This window comes from Rhodococcus sp. 15-2388-1-1a, assembly GCF_002259145.1.
Classification (GTDB): domain Bacteria; phylum Actinomycetota; class Actinomycetes; order Mycobacteriales; family Mycobacteriaceae; genus Rhodococcoides.
Genome location: NZ_NPFP01000020.1, coordinates 130,401 through 149,510 on the forward strand (window position 1 = coordinate 130,401; position 19,110 = coordinate 149,510).

At 62.3% G+C, this 19,110-nt stretch carries 18 protein-coding genes; 15 read left to right on the plus strand and 3 right to left on the minus strand.

The window, feature by feature from the left end:
* Positions 1–21: 21 nt before the first annotated feature.
* The 14 genes from CH302_RS13395 to CH302_RS13460 all read left to right on the plus strand — a co-directional run bounded on the left by CH302_RS13395 (position 22) and on the right by CH302_RS13460 (position 15,866).
* Positions 22–282, plus strand: a complete 261-nt coding sequence (locus tag CH302_RS13395; protein WP_032382025.1) for a phosphopantetheine-binding protein — start codon at positions 22–24, stop codon at positions 280–282.
* Entirely contained in the window at positions 279–1,862 is a 1,584-nt protein-coding gene (locus CH302_RS13400) for an AMP-binding protein (protein WP_015586172.1), read from the plus strand. The genes CH302_RS13395 and CH302_RS13400 overlap by 4 nt, the downstream gene beginning before the upstream one ends.
* Positions 1,859–3,703 (plus strand): condensation domain-containing protein, encoded by a 1,845-nt coding sequence (locus tag CH302_RS13405; RefSeq protein ID WP_015586173.1) that lies wholly within the window; start codon positions 1,859–1,861, stop codon positions 3,701–3,703. The genes CH302_RS13400 and CH302_RS13405 overlap by 4 nt, the downstream gene beginning before the upstream one ends.
* Positions 3,687–5,009: a crotonyl-CoA carboxylase/reductase gene (gene ccrA, locus CH302_RS13410; RefSeq protein WP_015586174.1), complete on the plus strand. Its 1,323-nt coding sequence runs from the start codon at positions 3,687–3,689 to the stop codon at positions 5,007–5,009. Before CH302_RS13405 ends, ccrA begins: the two co-directional genes overlap by 17 nt.
* A complete protein-coding gene (locus CH302_RS13415) occupies positions 5,006–5,461 on the plus strand; it encodes a cobalamin B12-binding domain-containing protein (RefSeq protein WP_015586175.1) in 456 nt (151 codons plus the stop codon). Before ccrA ends, CH302_RS13415 begins: the two co-directional genes overlap by 4 nt.
* Complete coding sequence (meaB, locus tag CH302_RS13420; RefSeq protein ID WP_015586176.1) at positions 5,458–6,213, plus strand: methylmalonyl Co-A mutase-associated GTPase MeaB; 756 nt, start codon at positions 5,458–5,460, stop codon at positions 6,211–6,213. Before CH302_RS13415 ends, meaB begins: the two co-directional genes overlap by 4 nt.
* Positions 6,214–6,525: 312 nt before the next feature.
* Positions 6,526–6,960: a methylmalonyl-CoA epimerase gene (mce, locus tag CH302_RS13425; protein WP_015586177.1), complete on the plus strand. Its 435-nt coding sequence runs from the start codon at positions 6,526–6,528 to the stop codon at positions 6,958–6,960.
* Between the two features lie 208 nt (positions 6,961–7,168).
* On the plus strand, positions 7,169–8,368 hold the full coding sequence (locus tag CH302_RS13430) for a hypothetical protein (RefSeq protein WP_032375849.1): 1,200 nt from the start codon (positions 7,169–7,171) through the stop codon (positions 8,366–8,368).
* Positions 8,365–8,517: a hypothetical protein gene (locus CH302_RS30050; protein WP_155289037.1), complete on the plus strand. Its 153-nt coding sequence runs from the start codon at positions 8,365–8,367 to the stop codon at positions 8,515–8,517. The genes CH302_RS13430 and CH302_RS30050 overlap by 4 nt, the downstream gene beginning before the upstream one ends.
* Before the next feature lie 390 nt (positions 8,518–8,907).
* A complete protein-coding gene (locus CH302_RS13440; RefSeq protein WP_015586180.1) occupies positions 8,908–9,744 on the plus strand; it encodes a hypothetical protein in 837 nt (278 codons plus the stop codon).
* Between the two features lie 246 nt (positions 9,745–9,990).
* Positions 9,991–11,499, plus strand: coding sequence for a hypothetical protein (locus CH302_RS13445; protein WP_141216646.1), 1,509 nt, complete (start codon positions 9,991–9,993; stop codon positions 11,497–11,499).
* 728 nt (positions 11,500–12,227) lie between these two features.
* A complete protein-coding gene (locus CH302_RS13450; RefSeq protein WP_141216647.1) occupies positions 12,228–13,328 on the plus strand; it encodes a hypothetical protein in 1,101 nt (366 codons plus the stop codon).
* Positions 13,325–15,472: a hypothetical protein gene (locus CH302_RS30435; protein WP_032375852.1), complete on the plus strand. Its 2,148-nt coding sequence runs from the start codon at positions 13,325–13,327 to the stop codon at positions 15,470–15,472. The genes CH302_RS13450 and CH302_RS30435 overlap by 4 nt, the downstream gene beginning before the upstream one ends.
* Positions 15,393–15,866, plus strand: coding sequence for a hypothetical protein (locus CH302_RS13460; protein ID WP_217903119.1), 474 nt, complete (start codon positions 15,393–15,395; stop codon positions 15,864–15,866). The genes CH302_RS30435 and CH302_RS13460 overlap by 80 nt, the downstream gene beginning before the upstream one ends.
* Before the next feature lie 101 nt (positions 15,867–15,967).
* Here CH302_RS13460 and CH302_RS13465 read toward each other — a convergent pair whose 3' ends face one another.
* From CH302_RS13465 to CH302_RS13475, 3 genes are all read right to left on the minus strand, one after another.
* On the minus strand, positions 15,968–16,621 hold the full coding sequence (locus tag CH302_RS13465) for an HAD family hydrolase (RefSeq protein ID WP_032375854.1): 654 nt from the start codon (positions 16,619–16,621) through the stop codon (positions 15,968–15,970).
* 132 nt (positions 16,622–16,753) lie between these two features.
* The gene (locus CH302_RS13470; protein WP_032375855.1) at positions 16,754–16,993 is read right to left on the minus strand and encodes a hypothetical protein; all 240 of its coding nucleotides are present in this window, start codon (positions 16,991–16,993) and stop codon (positions 16,754–16,756) included.
* Between the two features lie 146 nt (positions 16,994–17,139).
* Complete coding sequence (locus tag CH302_RS13475) at positions 17,140–18,021, minus strand: LysR family transcriptional regulator (protein WP_032375856.1); 882 nt, start codon at positions 18,019–18,021, stop codon at positions 17,140–17,142.
* A 74-nt stretch (positions 18,022–18,095) separates the two neighbouring features.
* Between CH302_RS13475 and CH302_RS13480 the strand changes: the two genes are divergently transcribed.
* A complete protein-coding gene (locus CH302_RS13480) occupies positions 18,096–19,088 on the plus strand; it encodes a DMT family transporter (protein WP_230596115.1) in 993 nt (330 codons plus the stop codon).
* The last annotated feature ends 22 nt before the right edge of the window (positions 19,089–19,110 follow it).

A 19,110-nucleotide genomic window follows, 5' to 3' on the forward strand; every position in this document is an offset into this window, starting at 1 on the left:
TCGGATGGGGAGCAGAGAAATATGAGCAAACAACGGATGGCTACCACTATTACGAGTTTCTGGGAACGGGCTCTCGGCGAAGAAAATCTCACGCTCGATGACAATTTCTTCGATTTGGGCGGTGATTCGCTCACGGCCGCGAAAATCCTTGCCCTTATCCAGCGGGAGTATGGGCTGCAAGCGGAATTGCATCTAATTTTTAACAACCCCACCATCGAAGAATTCGTGGAGGCCGTTGATGAAGAACTAGCAGGGGTAGCGCCGCGGGGAGAAGATGCATGACCGCCCCAAAATTCAAGTCACTGTGGGGAGGTCCGGCGACACCCGATTGTCACTTAACTGGATTTGTTCGCCGTGTCACCCACGATCCGGGGCGTACGGCTGTAGTCGACGCCGATCGTTCGTACACCTACGGAGAACTGGCAGCTTGGGCGCAAACGGTGTCGTCCAACTTGACGCTGGCCGGCGTGAACGTAGGAGACCGGGTTGCGGTATCGCTTCCGCGAGGCGCGGGTGCAGTCGCTGCATTACTCGGGGTGCTGCTGCATGGAGCGACGTACGTCCCGTTGGACCCCGAGTACCCCGTGGAACGGATTCAGTTCATGGTGGATGACTGCGCACCTCGCGCCCTAATCGCCACCACGCGATCACGTGTGAACCACCACGCCCCGCTGGTCGACATCGGGCTGCCCCCCGGAGTAACCCAACCGATCGACCTGCGCGCCGTCGCGTGCGATGCCGCACTTCCGGTCTACATCATCTACACATCCGGATCGACCGGCTGGCCGAAGGGCGTAGCGCTGAACCATCTCTGCATCGACACAATGGTCGATTGGCAAACATCCCACTCACCCCACCCCGAACTACGCACCGCACAGTTCGCCCCGCTAAATTTCGACGTCTCGTTCCAGGAGATATTGGGCACGCTGTGCGGCGGCGGCACGCTTGCGATCATGCCGGAGAAGCTACGCCGTGAACCAGCCCAATTGCTTCGATGGCTCTCCGATCAACGAATCGAGCGGCTGTTCGTCCCATTCGTTGCGTTGCAGATGCTGGCAGTGACGGCCCAGCGGGACATGCTGGCGCAACTGTGCTTGGTCGAGGTAAATACCGCCGGTGAGCAAGTAGTGTGCTCGGAAGATATTCGCGCAATGTTCGCATGTATGCCCGGCTGCCGGCTGGTCAACCACTACGGACAAAGCGAATCCGCCATGGTGACCTCGCACATCCTGGGGCCCGATCCGTATGCCTGGCCCAATCTGCCACCAATCGGCGAACCCCTGCCGGGATGCGAACTACTCATCGCGCCGGAAGTTCCAGAAACTCCGAACATCGGAGAGCTTCTCGTATCCGGAAATCCATTGTCGGATGGATATCTGGGGCGTCCCGAGCTGACAGTGGAGCGCTACGTCAGCATCCTTCCCTCACCAGCCGGTAACACCCGAGCCTTCCGTACCGGTGACCTGGTGGAGCTGACAGACAGCGGCTTGCGCTTCCTATCCCGAATGGACAGCCAGATCAAAGTGCGGGGAATCCGCGTTGATCTCCTAGAAATCGATGCGCAGTTGCTAACAGCTCCCGACTTCGCTGCAGCGGCGACGGTCATGGTGGTGACTAAGTCCGGCCATGCCAGCCTGCGCGCCGCAGTAGTCCTTCGTGAGGGCTGCACCGGCCCAGTCGAGGCCAACGCTCTTAAGCGACTACGCAAGGTACTGCCCGAGGTTTCGGTCCCTGTTTCGGTGACGGAACTGCCCGAACTGCCCAGGACCCCCAGCGGGAAGGTTAATCGTGAGAGAGTCGCTGAGCTCATCGCAGATGACTGCCGGCGGCGTCGCCGACACAGTCAGGGCGGTGACGAATGACCACAATCCTGCACGATAGGCCCGCCGATGCGGGCCAATACGCACTCTGGGCCGAAGCCACGATTGATCCCTCGATTAGTGGCGGCGGATATTTCGTGGCGACCTTTCGCGGTGTACTTGACGAGCATCACCTCGAGGCCGCTGCGCGCGCCGTGCTTGAACGACACGAGCCGCTGCGGTCGGTGCTGCGGCTTGTGCGGGGACAGTTGCGCCAGTGCGTCCTGCCGGCACTTGAGGCATGTTCTTTCGAGCGCGCCACTATCCCATGCGAAGACGGCTCCGAGTCGGCGGCGGTCCGAGAATGGTGCAAGCAGCGCGAACAGGACAAGCGCTGGGACCTAGCCACCGAGGCACCAATTCGTTTCCAACTTCTAACCCATGCTCCCAACCGCTGCTCGATGGTCTTCGAGGCTCATCACGCCGGCTTTGACGGGCGCAGCAAGTTTATTGTCGCCCGCGATTTCTCGAACTATCTGGGGAAACTGAGAATCGGCCATCAAGTGAATCCGACGCCGCTGGCCGCGCCCAGTACGCCCGTTGCCACGGAGGCAGTCACCGCGGAGGCCATCGAATTTTGGCGTACTGCTATCGACAAACGGATGCCCTTGACACTTCCCGAGGGCGGCCGTCTGGGGCAGCGGTCCATTGCTGCCTCGCCGACAATCGAACTGGAGCCCTCAGCGGTTGCCGCCCTTCGCGCGATCGCTCAAAACCTGCAGGTGAGCACATTCACGATGCTTTTCGCAGCGCTCACTCGACAAATGACGGCTTACGACAACATTGATCCGGTGTTGTCTGTGGCTTCGGACGTCAGTGACGAACACACCGGACATGTCGCCGGCTTGCAAACCAACGTGGTCCCCGTATCCATCGAAACCTCCCGCCAGATGGCGACGGAAAAATCCGTTGCCTCGGCCCGCCGGGCGCTCACACACTTGGCTCGCTATCGCCGCGTCCCGTTCGTGGACCTGGTGTCCGGTGTGCCCGGCAGACCCCTCGCTCGGCTCAGTACTGAGCTCGGCCTGTCATTTCCCCGTCCGCCAGCCCAACTTGACCTGGAAATCCCCGGCCTACGTTCGGAGTGGGAGTTTTTCACGCCAAACACAAACGCTGCTTTGGCCAGAACGCTGCAGATCCGTGCGCACTGGCCGCAGTGCCGGGTGCGGCTCGACTATCGCCAGGATCTGATGGGTGCAGCGGAAGCAGAAATATTTCTTGCCGATTTTCGCACTGCTGTCACAGATCTCGCTTCAGACCGAGAAACATCCTTGGTCAGCTCTACGAGCAAAGTCCGGCCCCGAGCAGCCGGCGCGGGGACCCCGTACATCTGTGCTGGCGTCCGCGCGGGGACACTATGTAACGACGACGCTCCCCACCCTCCGCGCTTGATGCCATCGGACGGTGTGAGATTCACCGTGCGTGGCCGGTCGGAACAGTTACTGCCCTGTTGTATAGCGGGCACGATCTGGGTTCATCTCGCCGACGGCCGCGAGGTTTGCACCGACGACTGTGGGTACGTCGCGGCAGACGGCGAGATGCGACACCTAGGACCTCGGGAGGGTCGGTGGATCCGCACCCGAAGCCTCATTGATGCCTCCGCAGTCGCCCGCGTCGCCCGAACCCACACTTGGGTACGAGAGGCGGAAGTGCAGCTGGTGAGGGGCCGTACCGACACCGCGGTGCTCAGTGTGTCTGGACCAACTCGCAATGTCCCGAGCGCACGAGAAATCCGAGCACATCTGCGGACTTTTCTGCACGCCAGTGATCTGCCTGGACGTATCAAAATCACCTGTACCGACACCCTACCGACGAACAAGGATGACAATGAACGAACTCTCTGAAGCTGTAATCGCGGGTGCCTCTCCGGACGTACTTGAGAGCCTTCCCGTCCCACCTGAATACAACGCCGCCTACCTAGATGTAGAAGACATCCAGATTTTCGCCGGCGTCGAGGACAAAGACGTTCGAAAGTCGATTCACCTCGGCAGTGTGCCCATGCCGGAACTTGCTCCTGATGAGGTGTTGGTCGCTGTTATGGCAGCGGCGATGAACTACAACACAATCTGGTCCGCTACCTTCGAGCCGATCCCCACTTTCAACTTCCTGCGGCACTACGCAAAACAGGGCGGCTGGGCCTCTCGTCACGACCAGCCGTACCACGTACTGGGGTCGGACGCAGCCGGGGTGATCGTGCGCGTCGGGGCCGGTGTGCGCAAGTGGAAGGTCGGGGACCATGTCGCCGTAGGGACGGCTCATGTCGATGACCAGGAACCGCTCACCCATCACGACGGCATGCTCGGCCACGAGCAGCGAGCATGGGGGTTTGAGACAAACTTCGGAGGCCTCGCTGACTATGCGGTCGTCCGCGCGAGTCAATTACTACCCAAGGCAGCGCACCTCACCTGGGAAGAGGCTGCCAGCAACCCATTGTGCGCGGGAACGGCCTACCGGATGCTCGTCAGCGAGCGCGGTGCCAACATGCGTCAAGGCGATGTAGTCCTCATTTGGGGCGCGGCGGGTGGCCTCGGTGGCTACGCCGTGCAATTCGTCCGCAACGGCGGCGGCATACCAATCGGCATAGTCAGCTCGGACGCAAAAGCCGAGGTCGCCCGCAAGCTTGGCTGTGAGCTGGTCATCGATCGGCGCGAGATCGGTGAGATTTCCGCTGACCCGGACGCCACCGTCGCGGCAGGAAAACTGCTGGGCAAGATCATCAGGCGAGAGATCGGAGAGGATCCGAACATCGTCTTCGAGCACGTTGGCCGCGAGACCTTCGGCCTCTCGGTATTCGTGGCCCGCCGCGGCGGCACAATCGTCACCTGTGGATCGAGCACGGGTTACCAACACACGTTCGACAACCGCTACTTGTGGATGCGCCTGAAAAGAATAGTAGGCAGCCACGGGGCGAATTTGTACGAGCAGTGGCAGACGAACCGCCTCATCCAGCGCGGCCAAGTGCAACCTATGTTGTCTGAAGTGCACCCGTTTCAAGAGACACCAGAAGCCGCACGCAGGATTCAACTAAACGAGCACCTCGGCAAAGTTGGCATACTTTGCCTAGCACCCTCGAGTGGGCTCGGTGTCACCGACGTCGACCTGCGTTCCCGGATCGGCGAGGCGCGGATCACACCGCTGGTGACGGCATGACAGCTCCGAACCCGAGCTTCGACGCAGGAAAGGCCGAAGGCCGCGTGCATCGTGTCCGAGTGGTGGTTGCCAAACCTGGGCTGGATGGCCACGATCGCGGTGCCAAAGTGGTGGCGCGCGCACTTCGTGATGCCGGCATGGAAGTTATCTACACCGGATTGCGTCAGACACCCGAGCAAATCGTCCGCACCACTTTGGAAGAGGGTGCCGACGCTGTCGGTCTGTCACTGCTATCGGGCGCTCACATGGAACTGGTACCCCGCGTAATCGAGCTGTTGGCCGAGAATAACGCGATGGAGATACCCATCTTCTGTGGCGGCGTCATTCCACCTGGAGACGCACGCAAGCTCGCTGAAATGGGAGTGCTCCGGGTCTTTACCTCTCGGGATTCCCTTCAGGAGATCACCCGTTGGGCACAAACGAACCTACATCCGCTCAAGGAGACGGAGTGACGAGGCACCAGAACTGTCAGACCTTGGAGTCTGCACGGCAAGGCAATATCAGGGCGCTGGCGCAACTAATGACTCGCGCGGAGAACTACGCCATCACTGAGGTTGACGTCATCTCTCCGGCTGCACCGGACCACCCCCGAACCGCCTGTACGGTGATTGGCTTGACAGGTCCTCCTGGTGTCGGAAAGTCGACGTTGATTTCATGTCTTATCGCCGAGTACCGCAAGCGGGGTCAGCGCGTGGCAGTGCTCTGCTTTGATCCGTCATCGCCGATAACCGGCGGTGCGCTCCTCGGTGACCGCATCCGTATGCAGGAGCACTCAGATGATCCCGGAGTTTTCATTCGGTCAGTGTCCAGTCGTGGCCATCTCGGAGGACTTTCGGCCACGGCCAGGACAATGATCGCGATCCTGTCTGAGATCGAATTTGACAGGATCTTGATCGAGACGGTCGGAACCGGGCAGTCAGAGGTGGAAATCGCATCAATCGCGGACGACACCATCGTTGTTCTAGCGCCTGGAGCAGGTGACGGCATCCAAATGGCCAAGGCTGGTGTTCTGGAAATCGCCGACCTCTACGTCGTAAACAAGGCAGATCAGAACGGAGTCCACGCAGTACTTCGCGAACTCCAGGCCGTGATCGAGCTTGGTCAACGCGACGTCCCCATTGTGACGACTACCGCCAGCCGTCAAGAAGGGGCCGCCGAGGTAGTTAGAGCCCTTGAGGCCAAGCGAAAATCTCCTATGACGTAGAGCTGGAGCAGATCGTTCCTCCAGTCATTACCTCTGCCGCGCTTTGCAAAGCAGCGAAGCTTTGGGCCACCGTTAGGTGATCGAAGTCTGCGACATCGACGGGGACACCTGCATGGCACGAAATCACCTGCGCAGCGGCTTGAACTGGGCCCGAGTCAAGGGTTGGGCTGAATTTGACGACCTAGGCAACCAAGCAAAGTAGGGACTGTTGGCAGAGTTCAGATTGACTGATCTTGTAAATATCAGTCAGACAAGCGGATTCGGTCATGTCAGCATGTTGCATAGCGAGCAGTTATGCGGTGGACTGTAGGCATGCTGACTCGAATTGACCATATCGGGATTGTTTGTTTCGACCTCGACAAAACCGTCGAATTCTACAGTGCCACCTATGGATTCGAGGTTACTCACCTGGAATCGAACGAGGAGGAGGGTATCCGTGAAGCGATGTTGAAGATCAACGAGACCCCGGACGGTTACGCCTCGTACCTCCAGCTGCTGGGCTCGACCCGGGACGACTCAGTAGTAGGCAAGTGGCTGGCCAAGAACGGAGAAGGCGTCCACCACATCGCATTCGGCACGAACGACGTGAGTGGCGAAACAGAAGCCATACGGAGTAAGGGCGTCCGGGCACTCTACGACGAGCCGAGACAAGGTTCAATGGGGTCCCGAATCAACTTCCTGCACCCAAAGGATTGCCACGGGGTCTTGACTGAACTCGTCACCGCCGCAACACCAGACTCCGAATGACAACTGCCAGTTAATGTTGCGATGGTCCATATCGTCAGAGTGTTGATGCGGATTTGTGCCATGGAGTGGTAGACGAGGGGGCGGGATGGGAAAATTGGCGCGGCGTTCGGATAGAAGAGGGCAGAAGCCTCGGAATGCGAAGGGCACTCGGGTTCGCCGTGATGGATTCGACGGTGAGTTCGTTCCAGGGCAACAATTTTCGGTCGACATGCGTATCCGCCGTCAGGCCGCCGAGGTGCTGGAAGCAAAGGTCACCGCGGCGCGGTGGCCCCTTGTGCTCGAGGCCATCGAGGCCGCAGCCTGGCCGGTGGAGACCTACCTGGGAAAATTCCTTAAGGGCGGCTACGACGTGATCCGGTTTCGGTCCGACCCGGCCGACGTGGGCGAGATGCTCCATAGGTTGTCCCGGATGACGAAGCTGCCGGTCGAAGCTGTTGCGCGGGAGCCCCACAAGCACTTGCCCTTCTGGCTCGATGACGAACCGGAATCGCACGATGTCGGCCTGCAGCCCTTCCGTTGGTTCCAGATGCTTTACTACAGCCACTTCCTTCTGCGCGCGTCGACGGCGGACCGGTATGCCTACTATGCGACGCCGGAGATGTCTGCGTTGATCGAGGCCGGCCAGAGTGCCGATCGAGACCATGATGTTGCTGTGACCGTGGCCGATCTTCCCTCGAGCAGAGGAGTTCTCTATCTCGCTCCAGCGGATGGAGTGCCCGACCACGGGCGGGTCCTGGTGTGGAACGAGACAGGTCGCGACAGTGGAAGTGGAACCGATGTTCTCCTGATAGCCATGCTTACCGTTCCTGCTTTGCGGTGGTGGTTGGCGCGGGCCGACGGGGCACTTCCTACTGACGGAAACCGGTTGTACCGCGTCGTCAACGACTACCTACCGGTGTTTCCTTTCGCCGAGGTCCAGCTCAGCCCAGCCGAATTCGATGCTGCGCCCAGTGCACCGAACCGATCAGGAGGCGCGGGTTTCACGGACGTCGGTCCCGACGAACCTGCGCATTCCGTGACCGCCATGAATGACCTGGATTACGTTGCGCGAACGTTCTTCTCGATGGTGAACATGCTGCGAGGCAACAAGTTCGTGGAGTCCACCCGCCAGCAGTCGGCGCGCATGCGAGACAACGACGGCGTAGTCAAGCGGATGCGTGAGGTGACGTATTTGTCGTACCGGCAGCCGCGGTCTGCATCCAGTGCTTCATCGTCGGAAGGATCTGGCAAGCTCTCGCACCGCCACGTCGTTCGGGGGCATTGGCGTCGGCATTGGTATCCATCGCAGAAGCGTCATCTACCCATGTGGATCGATGAGCATTTGCAGGGGCCCGCGGATGCCCCGATTGTCGTCAAGAGCAAGGTGACTGTGGTGCGCCCGCCTGCGGAGAATGAGAGTGTTGAATGACCAACGACCGTAGTTTCGATCCGGACGCCGATCACGGCCAGGCGGGCTGGGTGACTCTGCCCAGTGGACAGCGTGCTTACCGCTACCACGGCTCGGACGACCTGATCTACGACGGAGCAACCGCCCCCGAGGCCGACGCGTCGAACTAGACGTAGATTGGAACTCCTCGGCGCAGGCTCGAGAAGACCGATGCACCGTCATGCCGGAAAGAACGACGCAGCTCGTCCAGTCATTCACATGAATGATTGTTGCCTGGGAACCACAAAGCAGCGCTGTGCGTCCAACACAGCATGGACGACGACGAGTGCGCAGCCATCCGTGACGAGGGGCGCGACCCCAGCGACCCGGCCGTCGTAAGCGCCCTCGACCAGGTGAAACGAACGCTTCACCTATACCGGCATCTCGCCTGGACCTTCACGGCAGACGCCCTCGACACTCGCACCCTCCACCGCTGAACGCGCCCACCTGCACGTTCGACAATCGAACATGCGTTCGATACGGTGTGGTGGTTCCTATCGGCGCGCGAAAGGTCGATCCACATGGCCACCGTCGACGCAATCGGGGACCTCACCGGCTTGGGCAAGGCCGAACAGCTCGCCGCGCTCCGACGCAGCATGGCCGCGATCCCCGGACGACGTGTCCACGCACCCATCGAGCCCGTCGACGCATCCCTGTTCGCCCCATCTCAGCCAACGGCCCCGCCCGCCGACGAACAGACCCTCAGCGGCCCTGTGCGTTCACAGACCCTGCGCACCATCCCCGTGCCCACGCCACTGTCGGAACTCCTCCCACGCGGTGCGCTGGCCCGCGGAACGGCCATCTCGATTACTGGTGCCGGATCGATCCTCGTCGGTCTCGTCGCTACAGCCAGCGCGGCCGGCCACCACGTCGCATTGATCGGGCAGTCGAAGTTCGGACTCCTCGCCGTCCACGAGCAGGGCGGCGACCTGTCGAAAATCCACCTGATCGACCCAGGCCAAACAGACCCCCTCGACGCTGCGAGCCTCTGTATCGAGGGCCTCGATCTGGTCGTGACGACCGTGCACGGACGCGATGTTCCGCCAACCCGGGCGCGTGCCCTGTTGGCCCGAAACCGTACGCACGCAGGAATTCTCGCGATCACGAACGGACGCATGCCCGGTCTCGACCTGGCAGTCTCCTCGCGGCCTGTCGCGTACGGCGGAATCGAGCAGGGCAGGGGCCGTATCCGGTCGATCACCCTCGAGACCACCGTGCACGGGCGCGGTATCGCCGAGCGCACCGGCCGCTACACCCTCACCGCGCCCACGTTCGGCGAACAGGGCCTGCGGTGGATCCCGAGCAGCGTCGACGCGGCCGTCCTGCACCGGCCACACGGTCTGGCGGTCGTGCAGTGAGCCCCGAGATGTACGAGAACTGGCCCGTCACTTTCGATCCGCCCACACGCCTCGTTGTCGATCCCCCTCAGAGAGTCTTGGTCAGCGTCGCGCTCACCGTGGCTGGCTCGTCTGGAGGATCCTTCCGTGACGGGGTGCCGCTCAAAGTCCGGTCCGAAGGTCTCTAGCCAGTGAAGTGTTGTTGTTGCAATCGATTTGACTGATTTCGGGCCGCCAGCGTGGTGCTTGCAGATACGGTGGATCGCAATGGTCGATCTTTGTCGGTGGCAGGTGTTCTGGTGCGATCCAGCCGGTTCGTCGGCTGATGCCGTCGACGATCCGGTGCTTGCAGGGTTGCCCTCGTTGCCGGAGTGGGCCCGCCGGCATGGGACGCGTGCGGGACAACCGTTTCTGCTGCGTACGGATGGCCACTGTGTGCCGGAGGTCGACGAGTTCTTCGCTTCGCCCCGGATGCGGAGCTGCAAGCATGGGACGGTCCGCAAGTATGCGTTCACACTCGCGACGTGGGTGGGCTTTCTCGACGCGATCGAATGTCGTTGGCACGAGGCAGGTTCCGACCAGATCGATGCGTTCAAGTTCTGGCGGATGACCGATGCGGCAAACCCGGTACGCGTTGCAGGTGGCACCGTCAGATCGGATCTGGTCGCGATCAGCACGTTCTACGAGTGGGCACACCGCACTTATGGTGTAACGAATCCGGTGCTACGCGTGGCAGTCCGCGGTCACCGACCCAGAGAAATAGCTACCGAGGCATATCAGGCGACTCCGCACGTGGTGCGTGATCGTGACGTGAAGTGGCTCGACCCAGCAGGGTACCGGCGATGGCGTGACATCGGATTGCGTGGTCTGGACCGGCGTGGTCGAGAAGCGGAGGGGTGGCGTGGCCGGAACGCGCAGCGCGACACCGCGTTCGCCGACGGCCTGTACGGAACGGGGCTGCGGTTGTCGGAGTGGGCGAGTGTGTTGATGGTCGAGCTGCCGGTCGACGATGCCAGCCGGGGGTTCACGACGTGCCGGTTGGCGGCGGCCTGTGCGAAGGGCAGCCGAGGTCGCAGGTTCTGGATGCCTCGCGAAACGTTGACTGACGTACGTGCCTATGTGGAGGGCGAACGAGCCCGAGCAGTACGGCGAGCACGTCGGGAGGGCCGTTACGACCGGATCCTGGAGCGCCGGATCGTGGTTCGATTGCTCGGTGGTCGGCGGCTCGAACTCCGTGACCGTGGCGGTGCCAAATCCGTGGTGTCGTTGGACGCACTCGACCCGGCCGCACGGCTGTATCTGTTTCACGACGATGCAGGCGGGCTGAGCCCGGCGTCGCTGTGGGTGAACGAGGACGGCATGCCGCGGATACCGCATGGTTGGCAGCACACGTTCGTCACCGCAAACCGGCGAGTCGAGCGTGAAGGTTTGATCGGGTTGGCCGCGACCGCGCACATGTTGCGGCACTCGTTCGCTTTGCGGTGGTTCTCGGTCGGTCGGTTGTTGTACGAGCGGCGCTTCGCGCACCTCGATGCCGAGGAGATGAGGGACTACCGGGCACAGTTCGGTGACACCTGGTACTTCGTGATGACGCTTCTCGGGCACGCCGATGTTGCCACCACGATGAACACCTATCTGGAGCCGTTCCGCGATCTGGACGTCTCGTTACTGATCGAGCATGCGCACGGTGCGGCCATGGACCGGGTGCTGACGGATCTGTTCCGAACCGACCCTCGGGTGATCACCGACCCGCTCGCCGATGCAGGGCTCTCGTGAGCGCACAAGGCCGTCGAGCCCAGCTGCCCGGCCTGGGCTACACGTCTCCCGGACGGCAAGATCCGTTGGGGGACAACCGTTGTCGGGTCGTTTTCCATCCAGAGCGTGGTGGCCGCCCGACCACGTTCGACCTCTCCGACCTGCCGGTTGGGGAGGCGATGCGTGAGTGGCTTACCGCAGCGCTCGCGAAAGGAACCGGGCCGAGCGGGTCCGCCCGAACATTGGCATCGGCACGGACATTGCTCGGCGCAGCACGGTCGTTCGCTCGATACTTGGACTCGGCAGATCGGTCACCGGCGACGCCGGCGCAGCTGCACGGGACATATTGGGATCAGTATGTACTGGCGCAACGGGTGTCGAACCGTCGAACACAGGTGATCAATCTGCGCAGCTTGCTGCGACATGCCAGCGATGTGCCCGACGATTTCGCTGCGAGGATGCATCGCACCCAGATCAGTTCGAGAAATCAGAAGTTCCAGGCCTACAGTGCTGCAGAGTTCACACGGATTACGGCAGCAGCGAAATCGCATGTGCGCGAATGCGTCCACCGGATTCATGGAGGTCGTGTTCTGTTGGCTCGGTGGAGGGCCGGGGAGATCGATCGGGACCTCGACAAACACGGCTGGGAGCGAGGGTGGCTACTCGATCACATCGACCGCCACGACCAAGTGCCCCGGTACGCGAACGGTTCGAGACACAATCTTTCCACCGCCCATGGAGGGACGGCGGTGTTGTTCGCCGAGTTGTATCCCACACCCCAGGATGTCGCCGCTGCGGCAGCGTTGTTGATCTGTCTGACCGGGCACAACCTGTCCGCGATCGCCACGCTCCCAGCACGGCATCACAGGCCCGACGGCGACGCCGGAGCCTCCCGCACGGCGATCGTGGAGACGATCAAACCCCGACGCGGTCGACATCACGCCCACCAGAGCATCGCCTTGCACGAAGCGGCCGCGTCCGCTCCAGCCCGGCTCGACTTGTCCAGTGCGTACGCGGTGTATCAGGTCGTTCACGATATTTGCGGACCGGTGCGCGCTCGCGCCGAAACCGAGGTGCTGTTCGCCTATTTCACGCCGAAGAACGGCATGCTGTTCCTGCCAGGGTTACGCCGCAACGTGCTCGGCGAATGGGCACAAGCACGCGGTGTGCTCGGTGATACGGTCGACGAGACCGGTCAGCCTGTACCGCGGCGACTCGACAGCAGACGACTACGGATGAACTGGCTCGAACAGCACCAGCAACCGGTCGCACACACCGAGCAGACACTCGCCAACGACTATCTCGCCCGGCATCGCGGCAATCTCGCGGAATATCAGCAGATCGTGGCTACCACCCTCGACGAGCAGGTCACCGAAGCGCGGCGCACTGCGGTGATGCGCAGCCTGACCGCGAAACAAATCGAACACGCTCGCACCGATCCGAGCGCAGTCGCCGCTCAAGTCGGGCTGACCGCCAGCGTGCTGACTGACCTGTTGGGTGGCCGTCTCGACACCGTTGTTGCCGGTTGTGTCGACAACACCCACAGTCCACACGCCCCCGTGGGGCAGCCGTGCACGGCATCGTTTCTGCTGTGCTTGTCGTGCCCGTGCGCGCGGGCAACTCCACAGCACCTACCGGTCATCGCCGAAGTCCACGACAGACTGCAAAACAAGGCGAAGGAGATGACGCCGCTGCGGTGGGCGCAGCGATTCGCAGGCCCCGTGGCTCAACTCGCCGATGTGATGAGCCGATACCCCGACACCGTCATCGAGGAGGCGCGCATAAACGTGAGTGAGGAACAACGAACTCTGGTCACCATGTTTCTAGCGCGCAACCTGGACATCCGATGACCGCGACCAGCGTCCTCACCGACAATGGCGATGCGAGGTTCCCGGGACCGGAAACCGTTGTGCTGCAAAACCGTCCATTACGGGCCGATACCGATGTAACCGCACTCTCCCGTTTCGGTGACGAACGGTGGACTCTGACACCTGCGTTGTTGGCTCCGCACGCACGAAGCACCTCGCTCAACTTCGGGTCCGTGCACCCCGATTTCGTGCTCGCTCTCAAACACCTGTACTGGGCAATGATCAACCCTGGTGGTGACGACGCCACTGTCAACAGACATCATCGTGGGGGCACACCCGCGATGCTGACGATCTCGACTATGTTCCGGTTCACCCGCGCCTTCACCGACTGGCTGGCATCGCGTGGATGTCACTCGCTGACACAGGTCAGCCCCGCCGATCTCGACGACTACCTGGTGCACGTCAAAACCGCGGAGACGACGTACGCCAAGCGTGAGGACCTCCTCGCCGCGGTGATCAAGATGTGGGGCTACCGGGCACTCGTCCCGAGATCCAATCGTCTCCCGCCGACACCGCCGTGGAATGGCGAACGTATCTACCGGCTGCTCGAAGCCTCACGCCATGTGGAGATCCGAACCCCACGCATTCATCCTGACACCATGAACAGCTTGTTGGCGTGGTCACTGCGGTTCGTAGAGGACTTCGCCGACGACATCACGGCCGGCTTTGGTGAATACGAACGGCTCCACCGACGCATGCTGCCGGCCCGTCTACGGCCTGACCGGGTGCGGCGCCGCCCAGGTGAGCTAGTCACCGATCTGAAGACCCTGATCGATAGGTATCGCGATATGGGTCGCCCGTTACCGGGCATCCGTAGTCGCAGCGGTGAACTGATCCATCACCTGCCCTATCTGGCCCGGCTCCTCGACACCGCGCCCGACGCACTCCGCCGTCCGGAGATCCTCGACATTCTGAGCCGGTCGGGGCTGCCGATCTGCGAAGGTGCACCGTTGCTGATACCGGCCACCGGCACGCTCGACGGGCAGCTATGGTGCAGGGACTCCATCGACGAACGCGAAGCCCACCAGCTGGCCCGCCACCTCACCGCCGCCTGCTTCATCGTCATCGGCTACCTCTCCGGCATGCGGACCGGTGAGGTACTCACCCTCGAACGCGGATGCCTGCAGCGTGATCCCGACAGTGGCTTGCTGCTCATTCGTGGTCGACACTGGAAGGGGGTACACGACGCCAGCGGCTCCACCGTGCCGCAAGGACAGATTCGTCCCGACCCCTGGGTGGTCGCCGAACCCGTCGCGACCGCAATCGGTGTGCTGGAAAACCTTCACCACGACCAGCTGCTGTTCCCGCACATGCTCGGCGAACACAACTCAGGGCCACGACAGTTCCGGACCGGACAAGCCCGCACCACCGGCAGCATCAACACCGACATCGCCCACATGATCGGCTGGGTCGACTCCTACTGCGCAGCCACCGGCCGCACCGACGTCATACCACCCGATCCGACCGATCCGAGCATTCCAGCCCGCCGTCTGAGACGCACTCTGGCCTGGTTCATCGCCCGCAAACCACGCGGCCTCGTCGCTGCCGCGATCCAATACGGTCACCTGAAAGTGCAGATGACCGTCGGCTACGCCGGCAGCTACGCCTCCGGGTTCCCCGACGACCTGGCGTTCGAGGAGTGGCTCGCCCGACTCGACCTCCTCGCCGACGCGGACGAGCACCTTCGACACGGTGAACATGTCAGCGGCCCGGCTGCACACACCTACCGGCACCGCGTCGACGGCGCGCAACGATTCGCCGGACACGTCCTACGCACCAGCAGCGATGCACGCACCTTGCTCGCCAACCCAGACCTGCAAATCTACCCGGGACACGGGATGACCTGCGTTTTCGACCCGCGCCGGGCGGCATGCCACCTCAGCCGAGACGACACCGACACCCGCCGCACCCCCGACCTCACCGATTGCCGACCCAACTGCGTCAACATCGCCCGCACGGACCGCGATATCGACGAACTCACCACCGATATCGAAACTCTCCGCATCCTGGTCGACGATCCTCTGGCACCACCGATACGTGCTGCACGTGAACGACAACAACTACTCCGACTCGAAGACGCTGTCATTCAACACAATCGCCGCGAAGGCAACGATCATGACTTATGAGAATACGACGGAACGCCATGCGATCGAGGCAGCCATCACGCGGCTGCTCGACGGCACACCGCAACGCTCGACCGGTGCCCTGAGCATCGTCCAGCTTGCCGTCGAAGCCGACGTCAAGCGATGGGTCCTGACACACAAACACACCGACCTCGCCGAACAGTTCACACAACGGGTACGAACACAGGGCAAGATGCCAGCTGCGTTCCAAGACCTCGATAGACGCGCGAAAACAGCTGAAGCGGCGAACGATCGCCTTCGGCAAGAAAACAATCGGCTGCGGAAACAAGTCAACATCTACGCGCAGGTCATCCACGAACTGACCACCGAACGCAACAGAACAAGTCAACAGTCACCTTCGGGCAAGCTTTCGCACATAACCACTCATAGGCACTGACCGGTCAACGTCGCGTGCATGGCCAGCGAGATGTTGCTCCATGCATCACTCATGGCCATACCGTACTCGGCCACCACCAACACCGGTCGCAGGTCAGGACGTCAATCGAGGTGTTGTTCCCACTGCTGCAACCACGGCAGCAGCGCAGTGAGATCACGGGTATCGAGTGCTGCGGTCGCCGCCTCACGGGCGGCGGTATTCGCGTTCAGAGCTAGCGATTCGGGAAGAACCTCGAACAAGGGAATGTCCGAACGGCTGTCACCGATAGCGCAGCACCGGTGCAGTGGTATCCCCCGTTCGCCCGCCAGCGCTACCGCGCGGTCACGTTTGTCGAACTCGTCGAAATGCTCGGCCACCGTGCCGTCATAGACCGATTCTGAAATCCCCACCTGTGGACCGCCATTGGTGGTGAAACCGTACCGCCTCGCGATCGCGCTGCTGACCGGCTGCCACGCCAACGAGGCAAGCACCGGCTCGATCCGACGACTGCGGCACCACGACGTGACGTCGTCGACCCCGTCGATCACCGGTAAGTCGTCGAGCCACCGATCGACGGTGCTCGTGTCCACTCCGCGCCATCCTCGGGCGTCGATGACGCTGACCTGTTCGTTTGTCAATTCCCCGACTGCGTAACGTCGTTCAGCGTCATCGAGTTCGTGCTGGTGTCCCATGTGTGCCGCCAGAAAGCTCCCGCTCGACATCGAGGGCACCAACGTTCCGTCGATATCGAAGAACACCATCCCTCGTAGCGTCATCACTGAAAGATACTTGGCCCAGCAGTTTCGCACCGCGACCAGCGTCAAAAACGAGGTTGGGTCCGACTACTCGGTCGGCACCGCAGTGCACACAACCAGGGCGAGGCCTACCAAGACAGGGGGAACAACGGTCTACCATGACCGCTCTCGCCGCTCGACCAAGCCGAGCGTCTTTAAGAACCAGGCAAGCCCGCACGCAGACAGGAGCAGGGCCGACATGCCGCCGACCACGAGTTCATCGGGTCCACTCATGCCCGACAGGATCTGCGGCTGGTCGTAGCGCATGCCTACCATTACCAGCAGAGCCACTGAGACAAGCACTGTGAGAACGGCATGGGATATTTTCACGCTGGCGAGCCGCTGTTGCCTCACGACCAGAATCGTATCCGGGGACGCGATGGGTAACCTTTAGTGCGTACCCTGGCCTGAGCGGTTCGATTGGCCGAAAACGGTTTGCTGAGAAGCAGTTTCGCACTGTTGTTGGTCCTGCGATCGTCGTGTGAGCTTTCAAAGGTCGTTCAGTTGGTCTCGAGTGACCGTGTGAGCGCGGCGATCAGTGCGGTGACGGCCGGCAGGTCGGTCGAGGTGGCGATGCGCAGTGACCGGGTGATGACCGGCGTGGTGGGTGCGTAGGTGACCGCCGCGGTGGGGACGCGTGCCGTCACCGGGAAGAGTGCGACGGCCAGGTTCGCTTCGACCAAGGCGAGTTGGGTTGCGTAGTCGGACACTTCGTACGCGATCCGCGGCTCGACCCCACAATCGCGCAGCGCCTGTGTCGTCGCTGCGTATGCGTCCGATCCCTGCGGACACACTGTCCACACGGCGTCGCCGAGCCCCGAAAGATCCACCCGCGCCGCAGATCCGCTCGCTGATGGCAGCGCAAGGTGGACTTCCTCGGTGTGCAGGGTCTGCACGTGCACACCTTTCGGGAGTGCCGTGGGCCGGATGTCCCAGGATTCGAAGACGACGATATCGAGCGCGCGTCGTTCCAACTGCGCTAGAAGGTGGACGCCTTCGCCGTCGACGACCTGCGGGGTCAGCATCGGATTGGTAAGCACTATCTCGGCGAGGGCGGGGACGACCAGCCGGCGTAGAGCGCTCGCCACTGCGCCGATCCGCACAAGTCCGGCGATCTCGGTGTCGATGCGGGCAACGTCACTGGCAGCGGCGTCTGCCACCTGGACCATCTCGAGGGCCCGTACGGCCAACACGCGGCCGGCGGGTGTGAGGCGGATCGTGCGGCCGTCGGGTTCGACGAGTGCGGTGCCGGCTTCGCGTTCAAGTTTGCGGATGTGCTGGGTGACCCCGGATCCGCTCATGTGCAACGCGTGCCCGGCTTTCGTCACCGATCCGTGTTCGGCGACGGCGGCGAACACGCGCATACGATCCCAGGTCAACATCGAAGCGAGACTACGCAATCGAACCGAGTAATACGAATTAGACTTACCAATTGGGGTGCTGGTTCGCTGAACACGTGACATACACAGCCAGCGCCACCCTTGACAGCGAACCGCGGTTCGGACGTTCGACGACCTTGGTCGTGCTCGGCGCGGCGTCGCTGTCGTTGTCGGCGACGTTCGTCAAGCTCGCCGACGTCACCTCCGGTACCGCAGCGTTCCTGCGCTGCGCGCTGGCGCTGGTCGTTCTCGTCCCGTTGGCGGTGTGGGAGGTGCGTCGTCGCGGCGCGATGCCGATACCGCTGTACCCGTTGGCGATCGTCGCCGGGGTTTTCTTGGGTGCCGACTACGTGATGTGGACCAAGTCGATCCTCGACGTCGGAGCGTCCATCGCAACCGTGTTGATCAACGTGCAGGTCGTCGTCCTCCCGTTGCTCGCCCTGGTGGTCGACAAGACGGCTGTTCCTCGACGGTTCGTGGTGACGGCACCCGCGATGGTGCTCGGTGTCGCCCTCGCCGGCGCGGTGATCGGGCCGGCGGGTGACACCGGCGGCGGCAGCGCGGTGCGCGGATCGATCCTCGGCATCGCGGCAGGGGTCGCGTATGCGGGGTATCTGTTTCTCAATCGGCGCTCCGGGCAACGCAGCCCGAAGCACACGATTACCCCGATCTGTGTCGCCACTGCCTCCGCGGCGGTGACGGCTGGGGTCATCTCGGCTCCGCTCGGTGATCTCGACCTGACGATCACCGCCGGAGCCTGGGCGTGGATGATCGCCCTGGCCTTGCTGGGTCAGGTCGCGGCGTGGCTGTTCGTCAGCGTCGGATCCCGCGATCTCCCGACGAACACGATCGCGGGACTGCTTCTCCTGCAACCGGTCCTGGCCATCGTCTTCGGATTCCTCGTTCTTCACGAACGCCCCACCTGGCTGCAACTCCTCGGCGCCGCCGTCGTCGTCGGCGCCGTATGGACCGCCAACCGACACTCGGCGCACCCACGACGTGGCCTGCGCCGGGGTGTGCGCAGCGTCTGGGCAGGGAAACAGCATCCTGGCTGGCGGCCGTGTGACTAGTTAGTGACCAGTAACTAACGGG